Consider the following 15,635-nt stretch of genomic DNA (forward strand, 5'->3'; position numbering starts at 1 on the left):
AAATAAGATAACCGGACTATTTTGGGGGTGAAACCTTGGATTATTTGAAAAAATCGAAGTTTAACAAGCTCATAATATTCATACCAGCTGTCTTCGCATTCACACTAGCGCTAATACCCACAATAAAATATAATTGGCCATTAAGCTGGGATATCTACTATCATATACATAATATGAAACTTTACAGTGAAGGCATAGTTTTCTGGGATAATTTAACTGCAGCCCCTTATGGAAGGCCGATATTTTATCCCCCACTTTTCCATCTATCTCTATTATCCATTGTGAAAATTTTGAATATCAGCCCATTTTTAGCCGCGAGATTAATACAACCATTTTTGGCATTATTTGGGGTTTTTTCATTTTCTTATGTTTCAAGAAAACTTTATGGGAATACTATAGGATTCCTCACAGGTATGTTTATAATCTTAAGCCCCCTATTCCAGAGGATGATGCTCCCAATCCCAGAAGCCATGGCAATTATATTTTTACCTATTCTCGCCTATTTTTATTATCTTTCAATTGAAAAAGGTGACAAGAGATATGCACTAGTAGCTGGTTTCATATGGGGTCTAATTCTCCTTACCCATCTACTATCAGCTATAATCATATTATCTGTGATAACACTCACAACTATCATCCTGAAAATCAAAGGTGAAAAAAATCTCAAAGAGTACTGGATAATTATAATAGTAGGTTTAATCACAAGTAGTCTCTGGTTCATCCCCATTCTCATGAAATATGGTTTTGTATTCAAATCACCACCAACCCAAAAATTACCATTTGGAGACTACATAAAATTTATAGGCCCAATTCCATTCTTCTTAGCATTGATAGGGCTCATTAACATCATAGGGGATTGGGAAAAAAAGGACATGATGATATTCTCTTGGTTTATCAGCGTGACATTCATAAGTGTAATTTATATCTTTGGCGTTAATGTAATTACAGAGAGAATAATCTACTTCAATTTGTTCCCAGTAGCAGTACTAGCGAGTTTAGCCACAAAAGCCTTAAATTTTGAAAAAAGGAAATACGCTCTCTTCTTGTTGATAATAGTGGTTTTATCATTGTATAATGGATATGTAACTGCCAATTCCACAAAACCTTCAATCTCTGCTACCGCAATTGAAGTTGCAGAATGGTTCAAGTATCACGGAGATCATGAGAGAGTTGTTGTAGCTGCAGATTATCATCTGGAGCCCATAATAGTATCTATTTCAGATCAGCCAGTAGCCGGTGGAGGCTATGCACCAGGTACTGTTAAATCTATCAATAGGAATAAATACATAAATGGAAAATTCACAAAGGAAGAAATGATACGAGAAAAAATAGGCTATATAATCCTTAAAACTAATATGACTCCACCCCCATACTCAAGACTAGTATACATGAATAATGATTTCAAAATCTACGAAAGGTCGATAACATGAAAAAACTATTCGGTACTTTTGGTGTTAGAAGGATTGCAAACAAACAATTAACACCAGAATTTGCCTCAAGATTATCAGCAGCATTCGGCTCTCTCATAAATGGAAAAGTTGCCGTGGGTGGTGATACCAGGACCTCTACCGCCATGATAAAACATGCCGTTATAGCAGGCCTACTATCTAGCGGATGTGATGTTGTAGATCTTGGGATACTCCCAACCCCTACTGTACAATATGCTGTTAGAAGATACTATGATGCAGGGGTTATCATCACAGCATCCCATAACCCCCCAGAATACAATGGGATAAAATTCGTCGATGAACACGGTATAGGAATCAGAGAAGAATTAGAAGAAAAAATAGAGAAAATCTTCTTCGAAGAAAAGGCTGAAAGAGTCCCATGGGATAGTATAGGTTCCACAACCAAAAATAGGAGGATTATCAAGGAATACATAGATGAAGTTATAAAGAGAGTCGATGCCGATATTATAAGGGAAGCTAATTTTACTGTTGTAGTTGACTGCGGATCAGGGGCTGCCTCATATACAACACCATACCTTCTAAGAGAGCTCGGATGCGAAGTCTTATCATTAAATTGTCAACCAGACGGCTTTTTCCCAGGCCGAAACCCCGAACCAACCCCAGAAAACCTGAAAGATCTTATGGATGCTGTTAAAGCCAGTGGGGCCGACCTTGGCATAGCCCATGATGGCGACGCTGACAGAACTATCTGTATAGATGAAAAGGGAGATTTCATCTTCGGCGATAAAACCTTCGCATTAGTAGAGAAGAAAATGTTAAAAGAAAACAAAGGAGGCCTGATTGTAACTACAGTAGCGACCACTTCAGCTATATATGATATTGCAAGAGAAAACAATGGAAAGGTTATAACAACCCCAGTAGGCGATCTAATCGTGGCAAGAACCCTCAAAGAAAAAAAAGGAATCTTCGGCGGCGAAGAAAATGGTGGTCTAATATTCCCAGATTTTGTATATGGCAGGGACGGGGCCCTCTCAGCCGCCAAGATACTTGAGATCATGGCCGAAGAAGGCAAACCAATCTCTAAGCTAGTGGCCGAACTACCAAGATATTATTCCGAAAAGATGAAAATAGAATGTCCAGATAAACTTAAACCCAAGGTAATGGCCGCCGTCCAGGAAAAGGTTGAAAGAGACCCTAAAATCGACAGGATAGACACCACAGATGGCGTTAAAATATTTAAAGAAGATGGGTGGGTGATCATAAGACCATCAGGCACAGAGCCCATATTCAGATGCTTCGCGGAAGCCAAAAGCCAAGAAAAAGCCACCCAAATGGCCAAATGGGGTATCAGTATCGTTAAAAGGTCAATCAATGAGATAGGCTAGAAATCCAAGAATTGAACCTAATGAAATAATAATCCCACTAGTAAAATTTTCTGCTGGTTTGAAAAATGGATTTCAAAATATATCCTTATTGGCTCATATTTTACCGATTTTAATTGGAATATTCTATTTTTCCATAAAGAAGCCCAAAGCATTACAAAATCCCAAGAAATCATTAGATAATATCCACAAAATGGGGGCTCAGAATATTGCAGCTGATTACGATGGCAACGAATCCTGCAAAATTTGCGAATACCACAAGTGGCACGCCCTCAATAATGGAGTATTCCAGTAGTTGTAAAAGGGGAAAGGACAAAATCCACAAGAACCATCATAGCCTACATTTGAATAGATGGGAAAACAAGCACAATATTAAGCATAAAACCCAAAAAAATAAAAATTTTTTATAATTTTTGGGGTAGGTAGGTGTCTGCTATTGCAGCTACGCCTTCACCCATCTCCACGTCGAATCCAAGTTCTCTTAGGGTCATTTCAAGTGCTGAGAATGTTGTTATAAGTTCCCTGTGTGTTATGTTACCCATATGTCCTATCCTGAATATTTTACCCTTCAAATGATCTTGTCCACCTGCAAGTTCCACGTGATACTTGTTCCTCATGGTACCCCGCAGTTCAGCGTCTGTCACACCCTCTGGTAATTTAACTGCTGTAACAGTTGTGGATGAAACCTCCTCATCAGGGAACAATTCAAGGCCCAAGGCCTTTATAGCATTCCTAGTGGCCTCAGCAGCTAATTCATGCCTTTTAATCCTATTTTTAAGTCCTTCTTCCTCCACGACTTTCAATGCCTCATGTAAAGCGTATACTAATGAGACTGCTGGTGTGTAAGGAGTCTCTGGAGGTTCCATGCTGCTGGTCTTCCTATACTTCTTAAGGTCTAAATAATAGCATCTTGAATTTGTATTATCAACAACATTCCATGCCTCATCACTCAATGTTATCGCAGCTAAACCTGGAGGTGCTGCGAGGCATTTCTGCGAACCAGTAACACAAATATCTATATTGTATCCATCAACATCTACTTCAGCCCCTCCTAGTGAGGAGACGGTATCAACAATATAAAGTGCATCATAATCAGCTAGGATCTTACCTATCTCCTTTATGGGATTGGCAACCCCAGTAGAAGTTTCATTGTGCACCACAGTAACTGCTTTTATATTCTCATCTTCTTCAAGGGCTTCTTTAATATCATCAGGATTCGCTGCTTTCCCCCATTCGACCTCGATCCTCTTTGATTCACCCCCGAATGCCTCGACAATATTACTGAATCTTTCTCCGAATTTTCCACCGACTACGTTAAGTATCTTGTCACCGGGTTCCAGTATATTAACTATTGCTGCTTCCATGGCCGCAGTACCAGAACCTGTGAGTATATAGGACTTATTATTGGTCTGGAATATCTCAGAGATCATTTCACTTGTTTCTGTTAATAATTTGCCGAATACGGCGCTTCTATGGTTCACTATATTCTCTGACATGGCCTTTAATACCCTGGGGGTGACCCTAGTTGGACCTGGGATCATCAATAATGTTTCATCCATGAAAAACTCCTCCCAATCTCTATTACTTTCATATTAATAAAGAGGATGTTAAAAAGATTTATACTTATCCAAAGACTATCACCTAATAAAAAATTTGGTCTTTTTGAATGTGGTTATAATGGATCTTAAAACGTGGATAGGCTGGTATGAGAAAATCATAGAAGATTTCAAATTCGACCCCGTTGCTGATATGGAGGCTGCTGAATATCTTAATGATTTCCTCCAAAAGCATAGGAATATAAAAGTTGATATGGATGATCTGCCACATAATGATAAGTTCATAGTTTTCGGGGCTGGACCATCCATTAAAAAACATTTGAAGCTCTTAAAGGAGGATTTTGACCTTGGGGTTTTCACTGTGATAGCTGCTGATGGGGCTACAACCGCCCTCCTAGAAGAATCCATACTACCTGATATCATTGTAACAGACCTTGACGGTAAAATCAATGATATAATCAGGGCGAATAAGGCGGGTTCTTTCGTAGTGGTACATGCACATGGTAATAACCTAGAGAGGCTAAAATCTTATCTTCCAAAGCTTAGGAACATTTTCGGAACGACCCAGACATCCCCGATAGGGGATTTACACAATTTTGGGGGTTTCACTGATGGTGATAGGGCTGTTTTCCTCGCGGTTGAATTAGGCGCTAAACTTATAATCTTGGCTGGTATGGATTTTGGTGATATCATCACAAAATATTCAAGGCCCCAGATAAGTGAAAAGACAGAAAAAGCAGATAAGATTAAAAGGTTGAAACTGGAATATGCCAAGAAGCTTATAAATTGGATAATGGAAAACGAGGATGTTAAAATCTATAATCTCGTAGAAGTTAAATCATTGAAAGATTAATATACTTTGAAGGATAATTATCATATCATGGGAATAGATGATATCCTCTTACATGATGAGACAATATTCAGGAACTTACAAGCCTTTGACCCTGATTATATCCCTGAAAATTTTAAGTACAGGGATTCGCAGATGGAAGCTCTTGCAGTTTGCATAAGACCTGCCTTAATGAATGGGAGGCCCATTAATGCTGTTGTACTAGGAGCTTGTGCAACTGGTAAAACCACAGCCATAAAGAAACTCTTTGAAATGGTTGAAGCTAGCTCGGAGAAAGTTATATGCTCCTATATTAACTGTCAATTGCATACTACACGTTTCGGCATATTTTCACAGATATACTATAAGATCTTCGGATATTATCCTCCAGAGACTGGGGTTCCATTTTCTAGGATATACCATGATATAATGCATAAACTTTCAACAGAGGATAAGGCCCTTATAGTAGCATTAGATGATGTTAACCATCTATTCCATGACAAGAAGGCTAATAGGATATTCTATGATATTCTAAGGGCATATGAGACTTTTGATAATGTTAGAACGGGTATATTCGCTGTATTATCGGATATTGAGTTTAGATATGCTCTTGATAAAAATGTTAACTCAGTGTTCATCCCCCAGGAGATAATATTCCAACCCTATAGTTACGACGAAATACATGACATATTAAAGGACAGGGCCAGGATAGGATTTTATGATGGTGTAATTTCTGATGAAATAATAGAGGAGATAACAAATTTAACATTTGAAACTGGAGACCTAAGATATGGTATAAACCTTCTAAGGGTCTGTGGGAACCTCGCCGAGGCCGAAGCCTCCCCCAAGATAAAAAAAGCACACCTTGAAAAGGCCATAAAAGACACAATATCCACAAGTTTTAAAGACACAATAAAAAATCTTTCAAAAAATGAAAGAGAACTCCTAAAGATTATTATAGCTGCTGGAAGTGAAAATTTAACAGCAGGCCAAGCCTATAAGGAGTTTAAAAGGAGAACAGGGTTAAGTTATTCAACATTTAATAGGATACTGGAAAAACTTGAATTTTTAAGACTTATTGACACTCCATTCACGGGTAAAGGTAAGCGTGGTAATGCGCGTCTTATAATCCCAAGATTTAAAAAGGAATTAGATAGATGAAGAATAGGCTTACTGGATAATTAGAATTTGGCGTGCTCGCGAAAAAATATACGCCCCCTATTACAAGTAAAAGGACAATGAATATTATGATACAAGCTTCAATGTTAAGGTCTGTGAAACTCCCTTTTTTCTTTGACCTATCCAACCGATACATCTTTCATCACCTATGTTATTGTCAAATTCTGGGAGGATATAATAAAAGAGGAAGAGCATATGAAAACTAATAACAGGTTGGAGAGAACATGAAGAAAAAATTCGAATACTTTGAAGTAACAGCAGACGCCGGCTATTGGGCATACGGGTCAACAATAGAAGAGGCCTTCGAAAACGCAGCCCTCGCAATGTTCGAATTAATGACAGACACAAAAAAAGTCCAACCAAAAAAAGAAAAAAGGATAGAATTAGAAGCCGAAGATGAAATATCACTTCTACATGATTGGCTCGACGAACTCCTATTCCTAAAGGATACAGAATTCCTATTCTTCTCAAAATTCAAAGTTAATATACAAAAAAATAGAGTATATAGACTAGAAGGAAAAGCCCTAGGTGACAATATAGATCCCAATATACATGAAATCCGCGATGAAGTAAAAGCAGTCACCTACCATCTTATGGATGTGCGAGAAGAAAAAGGCCAATATAAAGTTAGAGTGATAGTAGACCTATAAAAGAACCCTACTTGGGGTGGATTATAATGAATGTGAAAGATATCTTGATAAAAGTTAGAGAATCAGTATGGGAAGTCCCCACAGATTATAAAGAGTGCATGCGCGTCCCAGGGCGAATATTCCTAGACGAAGAAGCCTTAAAAGATTTGGAGAAAGGAGCCGTTGACCAAGTGGCGAATGTAGCATGCCTACCCGGCATACAAAAATTCTCAATCGGCCTTCCAGACATACATTTCGGCTATGGATTCAGTATAGGTGGTGTTGCAGCATTCGACGCCAGCAACGGTATCATAAGCCCAGGTGGCGTGGGATTCGATATAAACTGCGGAGTCAGACTATTAAAGACAAACCTAGATCATGAAGAAGTCAAACCAAAAATAAAAGAACTCATAGACACACTATTCAGGAACGTGCCATCAGGCGTTGGAAGCAAAGGCAAAATACGACTAAAAGAGGGTCAAATCGATGAAGTGCTAGAAAACGGTGCAGAATGGGCTGTCGAAAACGGATACGGTTGGGAAGAAGACCTAGAATACCTCGAAGAAAATGGTAAAATGGAAGAAGCCAACGCAACAAAAGTAAGCGAAAAAGCAAAAAAGAGGGGAATACCACAACTAGGATCATTAGGCTCAGGCAACCACTTCCTAGAAGTCCAGAGAATAGATAGAATATTCGATGAAAAAGCAGCGAAGGCCTACGGCTTAGAAACCGGGAAAGTAACAGTACTAATCCACACAGGATCCAGGGGATGCGGCCACCAAATCTGCTCAGACTACCTAAAAATCATGGACAAAGCCTACAAAAAATACAACATCAAAATACCAGACCGACAGTTAGCCTGCGCCCCAGTAGACTCAGAAGAAGCGAAAGAATACTTCCAAGCAATGGCAGCAGCAGCAAACTACGCATGGGCCAACCGACAAATGATAGTACACTGGGTGAGAGAATCCTTCGAACAAGTATTCAACAAAAGCGCAGAAGACATGGAAATGGAAATATTATATGACGTGGCCCACAACATAGCCAAAAAAGAAACCCACCCAATAAAAGGCTTGAAAAGGGAAGTTTACGTTCACAGAAAAGGAGCTACAAGAGCCTTCGGCCCAGGGAGAAAAGAAATACCCTCCAAGTATAGGAAGATAGGCCAACCAGTCATAATACCAGGTACAATGGGAACATCATCCTATGTACTCCACGGGACAGAAACTGCAATGAAAGAAACATTCGGATCCACCGCCCATGGAGCAGGGCGTAAAATGAGCAGAGCAGGCGCGAAAAGAACATACCGTGGCGAACAAGTCCAAAGGAACCTATCAAGGATGGGAATATACGTCAGGGCCACTTCAATGCCAGTAATCGCGGAAGAAGCGCCAGGAGCCTACAAAGACGTGGACATAGTCGTTAACACATCCCACAAAACAGGAATATCACGACTAGTCGCAAAAATGATACCATTAGGCGTCGCCAAAGGGTGACATACTTGATAGGTATAATAGGTGGAACAGGAATTTACAAAACACCTCAAAATGTGAAGGTGGAAAAAAAGGTTATAAAAACACCATATGGGGATTCACCCCCAATATCAATTTTCAAAATCCATGGCAAAAAAGTTGCATTCATACCCAGACACGCAGAAGGCCACGACTATCCACCACACAAGATAAATTACAGAGCAAACATATGGGCCCTTAAACATTTAGGTGTCAATAAGATAATCGCAACTAACACCGCAGGATCACTCCACAAATTCATCAAACCAGGGACAATAGTCACACCAGATGACTTCCTAGATTTCACAAAAACGAGGATAGGAACATTCTATGACAAAAAAACAGTCCACGTGGATGTTACAAAACCATACTGTCCAAAACTCAGAAACATACTACTATCCTCTGGCGAAGTGAAGGATGGTGGAGTATACGTGTGCACAGAAGGGCCCCGTTTTGAAACCGCGGCCGAGATAAGAATGTTCAAAATCCTAGGAGGCACAATTGTAGGGATGACAGGATTACCCGAGGCCGTCCTTGCAAGAGAACTTGAAATGTGCTATGCAAGCCTCTGCCTTGTATCAAATTATGCAGCCTCAATCTCAGAGGATAAACTCACCATAAAAGAAGTCTTCGAGGTCTTGGAGGAGAAAAGGCCCATTATCATAGATATTATAAGTAGGAGTGTTGAAATGATTGATGAATCCCCATGTGAATGTCATGAGACGCTTAAAGACGCCTCTGTAGATGAAATACTTAAAGAGGAGATGCCAAAATGAAAGTTTTATTATTATGTGGAAGTCCGAGGAAAGAAAGCAACACTATGACAGCCCTAGAAAGATGTGCCGAGAAAATCAGGGAAGAAGGCCTTGAAACCGAGATAATCTCTTTAAGGAGACTGGACATTAAATCTTGTAGGGCATGTCTAACCTGTGCAAAGACAGGTGAATGCGCAATAGATGATGGGCTCAACACCATCATCCAAAAAATAAGAGAATCAGAAGGATTCATAATAGGATCCCCAGTATATTTTGGAACAGCACGCGGAGATGTCATGTCAGCACTACAAAGGATAGGGATGGTTTCAAGAGCCTCTGACAATTTCTTAAAATGGAAGGTCGGCGGACCCATTGCAGTGGCCCGTAGGGGTGGTCATACAGCTACAATACAAGAAATGCTAATGTTCTATCTCATAAATGATATGATAGTCCCAGGTTCAACCTATTGGAATATCCTATTCGCCTGGGCTGCTGGTGAAGTTGAAGATGATAAAGAGGGTATTGAAACTATAGAACATTTCGGCGAAAACGTGGCTAAACTGATCAAAAAAATATACTAGACCTCCATACACCCTTTTTTGGGGTTGTTAAATTGAAGATAGCTGTAGCATCATCTGACGGTGAAAATGTGGACTCGCATTTCGGTAAAGCATCTAAGTTTATTATTTACGAGTTCGATGGTGAAAAAGCGGAGATGGTTGATGAAAGAGAAATTAACATTGACCCGGCTGAAAAACATCAATGGATGAAAACATTAGATGCTGTTAGAGACTGTGATATTGTAATAGCTGTCCAGGCCGGATTAAGGGCTAAATTAGGCCTTGAAGAGGCGAGTATAAAACTCGTATCAGATGAAGGGCCCATAGACGAGGTTATTAAGAGGTATATTAAACATTACAAGTTTATGAAAAGCTAAATATTTAAATATCTTCTAGTGTAATAATCTACTTCAATATTTTGGAAAATTAGGACCCAAGTTTTTGTAATTCTAATTTTTCATGGAAAAATTCACAACTTTTAGGGTGATATAATGGCTAAAGTGAGAAGAAGAAGAGTGAGAGACACATGGAAAGAAAAAAAATGGTATACTGTAACAGCCCCGAGTTTATTCGGAGAAAAAGAGATAGGTGTTACGCCTGCACGTGACCCTAAACTATTATTTACTAGGAGAGTAGAGGCTACGATGCGAGAACTTACCGGTGATTTTTCAAAGCAATATGTTAAATTAAAATTTGAAATAGAAAACGTGACAGGAGACAAGGCAACTACAAAGTTCATAGGCCACGAGGTTACAACAGATTATGTGCGAAGCATGATAAGAAGAGGTACTAGTCGTGTTGACGCTCCAAAGATAGTGAAAACAAAGGATGGTTACAAGGTAAAAATCCATACCCTCGCCATAACAACCCGGCGAGCCAAATCATCACAGCAAAGATACATGCGTAAGATCATCGAAGATAAAATAGAAGAGCTTGCAAGTGAAAAAACCTTTAACGAGCTCGTAGAGGGTATTGTAACAGGGAAAATAGCCTCAGAAATATATCATGAAGCCAAGAAGGTTTACCCCCTCAAAAGGGTTGAGATAATAAAGACAAGAGTATTAGAGGAACCAGCCTAGAAAAGGAGCCCCATACTAGGGGGGTCCCCCATATGAAAGATTTTAATTGGATTTATGTACTCATATGCATACTTATAGGCTTTTTAACTTACAATCGGCGCGCCTTGGATTTGTGGGGATCCCTCTTAATGGTTATAATGGGTTTTATTATAATAGTAGCTGCTGGGTTTAATTGGCTGATTTTAATATTCATTTTTTTGATCCTAAGCCTTTTAGCCACAAAATATAAGAAAAATTACAAGAAATCCATGAAACTTTATGAAGGTAGAAGGAATGCTCGAAACGTCATATCCAATGGTATAATACCATTTATAATGGCCAGCTTCAGCTACTATGATGGGTTCCTTGGGGGATTCATAGGATCAGTGGCAACGGCAACAGCAGACACGCTAGCAAGCGAAATAGGAGTGTTGCAGACGCCCAGACTAATAACAGATTTGACAAAGGAAGTTAAACCTGGAACAGATGGTGGCGTATCACCGCTAGGAACCGCTGCAGGTATCATCGGAGCAGGCATCATCGGCCTATCAGCATATTTTCTCAATATATGCCCTAACCCCTTAATATCCGTTAAAATAGCCGTGATAGCAGGTACCATAGGATGCTTCATGGACAGCATACTAGGCGCTTTATTTGAACGAAAAAATTACATTAACAATGAACAAGTGAATCTATTAGCAACAGTTACAGGAGCAGCTGCAGGGATAATCCTCCTCCATTTCTAACATAACCAAGGTGGGAAAATTATGAAAAGCCTAATAATGATAATTGATGGGATGGCAGACCGTCCAATACCAGAACTAGGAGAAAAAACACCCTTAGAAGCTGCTGAAACCCCAAATATGGACAAGTTAGCGGAGAATGGTATTAATGGTATCATGGACCCGATAAAGCCTGGTATAAGGGTTGGAAGCGACACAGCACACCTTTCAATACTAGGATACGACCCATATAAAGTCTATACTGGCAGAGGACCATTTGAAGCCGCCGGGGTTGGAGTAGAAGTGAAACCAGGAGACATAGCGTTCAGATGCAATTTCGCAACTCAAGACAAGGACGGGATAATAATAGACAGGCGAGCAGGCCGAATAAGGGAAAAAACCGACAAAATAGCTGAAACAATCAACTCCATGGAAATAGAAGGCTTCGAAGATGTTGAAATAATCTTCAAGGAATCTACAGGACACAGGGCAGTCCTAGTTTTAAGGGGTGAAAATCTTTCAGATAAAGTATCGGATTCCGACCCTAAAAAGGAGGGCAAACCCCCCAAGACTGTTAAACCATTAAACGATTCTCCAGCAGCTGAAAAAACCGCGAAACTACTAAACAAACTTGTCAAAAAATCATACAAATTACTTAAAGACCACCCAGTTAACATAGAACGCCTAAAAAAGTCTGAAAATCCTGCTAACATCATACTACCGAGAGGGGCTGGGGAAGTACCTCATATAAAAAAATTTGAGGAAAAATATGGGCTAAAAGCAGCATGTATAGCTGAAACAGGACTCATAAGAGGTATAGGGAACCTAACAGGCATGGACATCATAGAAGTGGAAGGAGCAACCGGTGGCATAGACACCAACCTAAAGAATATAAAAGACGCAATCTTTGATACAATAAACAGCCCATATGATTTCATACTTGTAAACATTGACGGCGCCGATGAAGCAGGCCACGACGGAGACCTGAAAGGCAAAATAGAATTCCTAGAAAAAGTTGATGAAATACTCGAAGACTTCCCATTAGATGAGATGTTTTTTGTCTTCACAGCCGACCACACCACCCCAATAAGTGTAAAAGACCATACCGGAGACCCTGTACCCATCGTAATTAATGGTCCAGGTATAAGAGTGGATAACATAAAAAGATTCAATGAAAGAGAAGCAAGCAAAGGTGGACTCTGCAGGATAAAAGGATCAGATATAATGAACATACTACTCGACCTAATGGACAAAACAGAAAAATTTGGTGCATAAAAATGAAGCTTTTTGGAACATCAGGCATCAGAGGAAGATTTAAAGAAAAATTAACAGCATCATTATCTTTAAATGTTGGGAAAGCCATCGCAACTTACCTCAAAGGAGAAGGTGAAGTCATAGTAGGATACGATCCGCGCACATCAAGCCAACTCATAGAAAACGCATTATCCGCAGGGCTGATGGAAGGAGGATGTAACGTCATCAAAATAGGAATGGTCCCCACACCACTTATAGGATATGCCACTTCCAAACTCAAAGCCAAGGCAGGTGTAATGATAACAGCCTCACACAACCCACCAGAATACAATGGAATAAAAGTATGGAACCATAATGGAATGGCATATTCACCAGCCCAAGAAAAAGAAATAGAAAGAATAATCCATGAAAAAGATTACATTACGGTAGACTGGGACAATCTAGGAAGTTCAGATCACTTGGACATTACAAAAATGTACATGGAAGATTTACTAGAACATTTTAAAATAAAAACCGATCTTAAAGTAGTGGTTGATTGTGGTTGTGGAGCAGCATCACATATAACCCCAATAATCTTAAGAAGAATTGGATGCGAAGTCTTATCATTAAATTGTCAACCAGACGGCTTTTTCCCAGGCCGAAACCCCGAACCAACCCCAGAAAACCTGAAAGATCTCATGAGCATGGTTAAAGCCAGTGGGGCTGACCTTGGCATAGCCCATGATGGCGACGCTGACAGGATGGTAGCAGTTGACGAAAAAGGCAGGTTCGCAGATTTTGATAAACTTCTAACACTAATTGCCAAAGAGAAGGGCGGGAAAATCATCACCACAGTTGACGCGTCCATCAGCCTTGATGAATGTTTAAAAGAAGTCGGAGGAAAGGTTATAAGGACAAAGGTTGGGGACGTGCATGTTGCAGAAGCCCTAATCAGAGAAGGAGGATCATTCGGCGGGGAACCATCCGGCACATGGTTACACCCAGAATTTTCTTTATCACCTGATGGAATATTCTCAGCCCTCAAACTCGTTGAAATAGTATCAGAAAAGGGTCCATTATCCAAATTACTCGATGAAATACCATCATATCACAATATAAGGGATAAAATACCTTGTCCTGACACGAAAAAAGGTAATGTGATGGAAAAAGTTAAAAAACAATTACCACAACAATTCAAAGAAAAAATCCAAATAGATAACATAGACGGTACAAGAATATCACTAGAGGATGGCAGTTGGGTACTTATAAGACCATCAGGCACAGAACCATATATAAGAATCAGAATAGAAGCTAAAAAAGAAAAAACAGCCAAAAAACTTCATAATATGAGCCGATCATTCATGGAAAAAATTATAAGGGGATTATGATGCAAGCAGTCATCCTAACTGCAGGTGAAGGGACAAGGATGAGACCCCTCACACTCACAAGGCCCAAGACAATGCTACCAATAGCAGGCAAACCCATACTACAATATAACATAGAAGCCCTAAAAGAAAATGGCATCAAAGACATTATAATGATAACAGGATACCATGAATCAAAGGTGAAAGAATATTTCGGGAATGGGGACAAATTCAACGTAAATATAAGATACCATACACAAAAAGAACAATTAGGAACGGCAAATGCAATAAAATATGCCAGAGAATACATAGAGGATGATTTCATAGTACTCAATGGTGACATTATCACCGAACCAGCCACTATCACAGATTTAATATCACATTATAAAGAAGCGGACACCACCATAGTACTCAGAGAAGTCAAAGATCCAAGCCAATTCGGCGTTGTTAAACTAGAAGGAGACAACGTAAAGGATATCATAGAAAAACCACCAGCCAATAAAGCCCCAGGGAACCTGGTAAACACTGGAATATACCTATTCAATCATAAAATATTCGATTACATTGAAAGGACAAAAAAATCACCCCGCGGAGAATACGAGATAACAGATTCCATCAAAATGCAAATAAAAGACAATTTAACAATAAAAGGCATAATATCCAAAAGGCATTGGGTAGACGTTGGAAAACCATGGGAATTATTAGAAGCCAATGAAACACTCCTCAAAAACATAAAAGAAGACATAAAAGGTGAAATAGAGGATAACGTCACAATCCACGGGCCGATCATCCTAGGAGAGGGGAGCATAATAAGATCAGGAACATACATTATAGGCCCCATCTACATAGGAAAAAATTGTGAAATAGGACCCAACTCCTACATTAGAGCAAACACATCAATAGGAGACAATGTAAGCATAGGAAACGCCGTCGAAATCAAAAATTCCATAATAATGGATAAAACAAATATAAACCATTTATCCTATGTGGGAGATTCTGTCATCGGAGAAAACTGCAATCTCGGCGCGGGGACAAACATAGCAAACCTCCGATTTGACGATAACCATGTAAAAATGACAATAAAAGGGGAAAAAATAGACACAGGCCGCCGCAAAATGGGGGTGATCTTCGCAGATAATGTTAAAACTGGCATCAATTCCTCCTTTAACCCAGGCATTAAAGTGGGAGTCGGATCCCAAATAGGACCTGGCAGTATAATATCACATGACATACCCTCAAACAGACTAGTAATAGTAAATCAAGAACATATAATCAGCAAAAGAGATTAGATTCTCAAAACTAGAACATTCCCATCTTACCTGTCACCAAATTTTAAAAAATTTAGAAACCCCCCTCTAAAATATTATAGGAAATTTTATTTTATGAGGATCCCTATTATGTCCAAATAAAAGTCTTATTTAATCCTTTACACGCTAGGCCTAGGAAGA

16 protein-coding genes are annotated in these 15,635 nt (G+C 39.4%); 14 read left to right on the forward strand and 2 right to left on the reverse strand.

What is annotated here, in order from left to right:
- Positions 1–35: 35 nt before the first annotated feature.
- A complete protein-coding gene (locus QFX38_04060) occupies positions 36–1,430 on the forward strand; it encodes a glycosyltransferase family 39 protein (GenBank protein ID MDI9624037.1) in 1,395 nt (464 codons plus the stop codon).
- On the forward strand, positions 1,427–2,794 hold the full coding sequence (gene glmM, locus QFX38_04065) for a phosphoglucosamine mutase (GenBank protein ID MDI9624038.1): 1,368 nt from the start codon (positions 1,427–1,429) through the stop codon (positions 2,792–2,794). The genes QFX38_04060 and glmM (QFX38_04065) overlap by 4 nt, the downstream gene beginning before the upstream one ends.
- A gap of 401 nt (positions 2,795–3,195) precedes the next feature.
- Here the strand turns inward: glmM (QFX38_04065) and QFX38_04070 are convergent, their stop codons facing one another.
- A complete protein-coding gene (locus QFX38_04070) occupies positions 3,196–4,350 on the reverse strand; it encodes an alanine--glyoxylate aminotransferase family protein (GenBank protein MDI9624039.1) in 1,155 nt (384 codons plus the stop codon).
- 118 nt (positions 4,351–4,468) lie between these two features.
- On the opposite strand from QFX38_04070, the gene QFX38_04075 reads away from it, so the two are divergent.
- Together QFX38_04075 and QFX38_04080 are read left to right on the forward strand one after the other, a co-directional pair.
- Positions 4,469–5,200: a DUF115 domain-containing protein gene (locus tag QFX38_04075; protein ID MDI9624040.1), complete on the forward strand. Its 732-nt coding sequence runs from the start codon at positions 4,469–4,471 to the stop codon at positions 5,198–5,200.
- A gap of 27 nt (positions 5,201–5,227) precedes the next feature.
- A complete protein-coding gene (locus QFX38_04080; protein MDI9624041.1) occupies positions 5,228–6,337 on the forward strand; it encodes an ORC1-type DNA replication protein in 1,110 nt (369 codons plus the stop codon).
- On the opposite strand, the gene QFX38_04085 is transcribed toward QFX38_04080, so the two are convergent.
- Positions 6,315–6,491 (reverse strand): hypothetical protein, encoded by a 177-nt coding sequence (locus QFX38_04085; GenBank protein MDI9624042.1) that lies wholly within the window; start codon positions 6,489–6,491, stop codon positions 6,315–6,317. The two genes, QFX38_04080 and QFX38_04085, sit on opposite strands and share 23 nt — an antisense overlap.
- A gap of 88 nt (positions 6,492–6,579) precedes the next feature.
- Between QFX38_04085 and QFX38_04090 the strand changes: the two genes are divergently transcribed.
- The 10 genes from QFX38_04090 to QFX38_04135 all read left to right on the forward strand — a co-directional run bounded on the left by QFX38_04090 (position 6,580) and on the right by QFX38_04135 (position 15,476).
- Positions 6,580–7,005: an archease gene (locus QFX38_04090; protein MDI9624043.1), complete on the forward strand. Its 426-nt coding sequence runs from the start codon at positions 6,580–6,582 to the stop codon at positions 7,003–7,005.
- A 26-nt stretch (positions 7,006–7,031) separates the two neighbouring features.
- Positions 7,032–8,480, forward strand: coding sequence for an RtcB family protein (locus QFX38_04095; GenBank protein MDI9624044.1), 1,449 nt, complete (start codon positions 7,032–7,034; stop codon positions 8,478–8,480).
- 5 nt (positions 8,481–8,485) lie between these two features.
- On the forward strand, positions 8,486–9,271 hold the full coding sequence (gene mtnP / locus QFX38_04100; protein ID MDI9624045.1) for an S-methyl-5'-thioadenosine phosphorylase: 786 nt from the start codon (positions 8,486–8,488) through the stop codon (positions 9,269–9,271).
- Complete coding sequence (locus tag QFX38_04105; GenBank protein MDI9624046.1) at positions 9,268–9,831, forward strand: flavodoxin family protein; 564 nt, start codon at positions 9,268–9,270, stop codon at positions 9,829–9,831. Before mtnP ends, QFX38_04105 begins: the two co-directional genes overlap by 4 nt.
- A 32-nt stretch (positions 9,832–9,863) precedes the next feature.
- The gene (locus tag QFX38_04110) at positions 9,864–10,187 is read left to right on the forward strand and encodes a NifB/NifX family molybdenum-iron cluster-binding protein (GenBank protein ID MDI9624047.1); all 324 of its coding nucleotides are present in this window, start codon (positions 9,864–9,866) and stop codon (positions 10,185–10,187) included.
- 114 nt (positions 10,188–10,301) lie between these two features.
- Positions 10,302–10,889: a 30S ribosomal protein S3ae gene (locus QFX38_04115; GenBank protein ID MDI9624048.1), complete on the forward strand. Its 588-nt coding sequence runs from the start codon at positions 10,302–10,304 to the stop codon at positions 10,887–10,889.
- A 32-nt stretch (positions 10,890–10,921) separates the two neighbouring features.
- Complete coding sequence (locus QFX38_04120; GenBank protein ID MDI9624049.1) at positions 10,922–11,614, forward strand: TIGR00297 family protein; 693 nt, start codon at positions 10,922–10,924, stop codon at positions 11,612–11,614.
- A gap of 21 nt (positions 11,615–11,635) precedes the next feature.
- Positions 11,636–12,865 (forward strand): 2,3-bisphosphoglycerate-independent phosphoglycerate mutase, encoded by a 1,230-nt coding sequence (locus QFX38_04125; protein ID MDI9624050.1) that lies wholly within the window; start codon positions 11,636–11,638, stop codon positions 12,863–12,865.
- A 2-nt stretch (positions 12,866–12,867) separates the two neighbouring features.
- Positions 12,868–14,211: a phosphoglucosamine mutase gene (gene glmM, locus QFX38_04130; GenBank protein ID MDI9624051.1), complete on the forward strand. Its 1,344-nt coding sequence runs from the start codon at positions 12,868–12,870 to the stop codon at positions 14,209–14,211.
- The gene (locus QFX38_04135) at positions 14,205–15,476 is read left to right on the forward strand and encodes a sugar phosphate nucleotidyltransferase (GenBank protein MDI9624052.1); all 1,272 of its coding nucleotides are present in this window, start codon (positions 14,205–14,207) and stop codon (positions 15,474–15,476) included. Before glmM (QFX38_04130) ends, QFX38_04135 begins: the two co-directional genes overlap by 7 nt.
- The last annotated feature ends 159 nt before the right edge of the window (positions 15,477–15,635 follow it).

The organism is Methanothermobacter sp., assembly GCA_030055615.1.
Lineage (GTDB): Archaea > Methanobacteriota > Methanobacteria > Methanobacteriales > DSM-23052 > Methanothermobacter_A.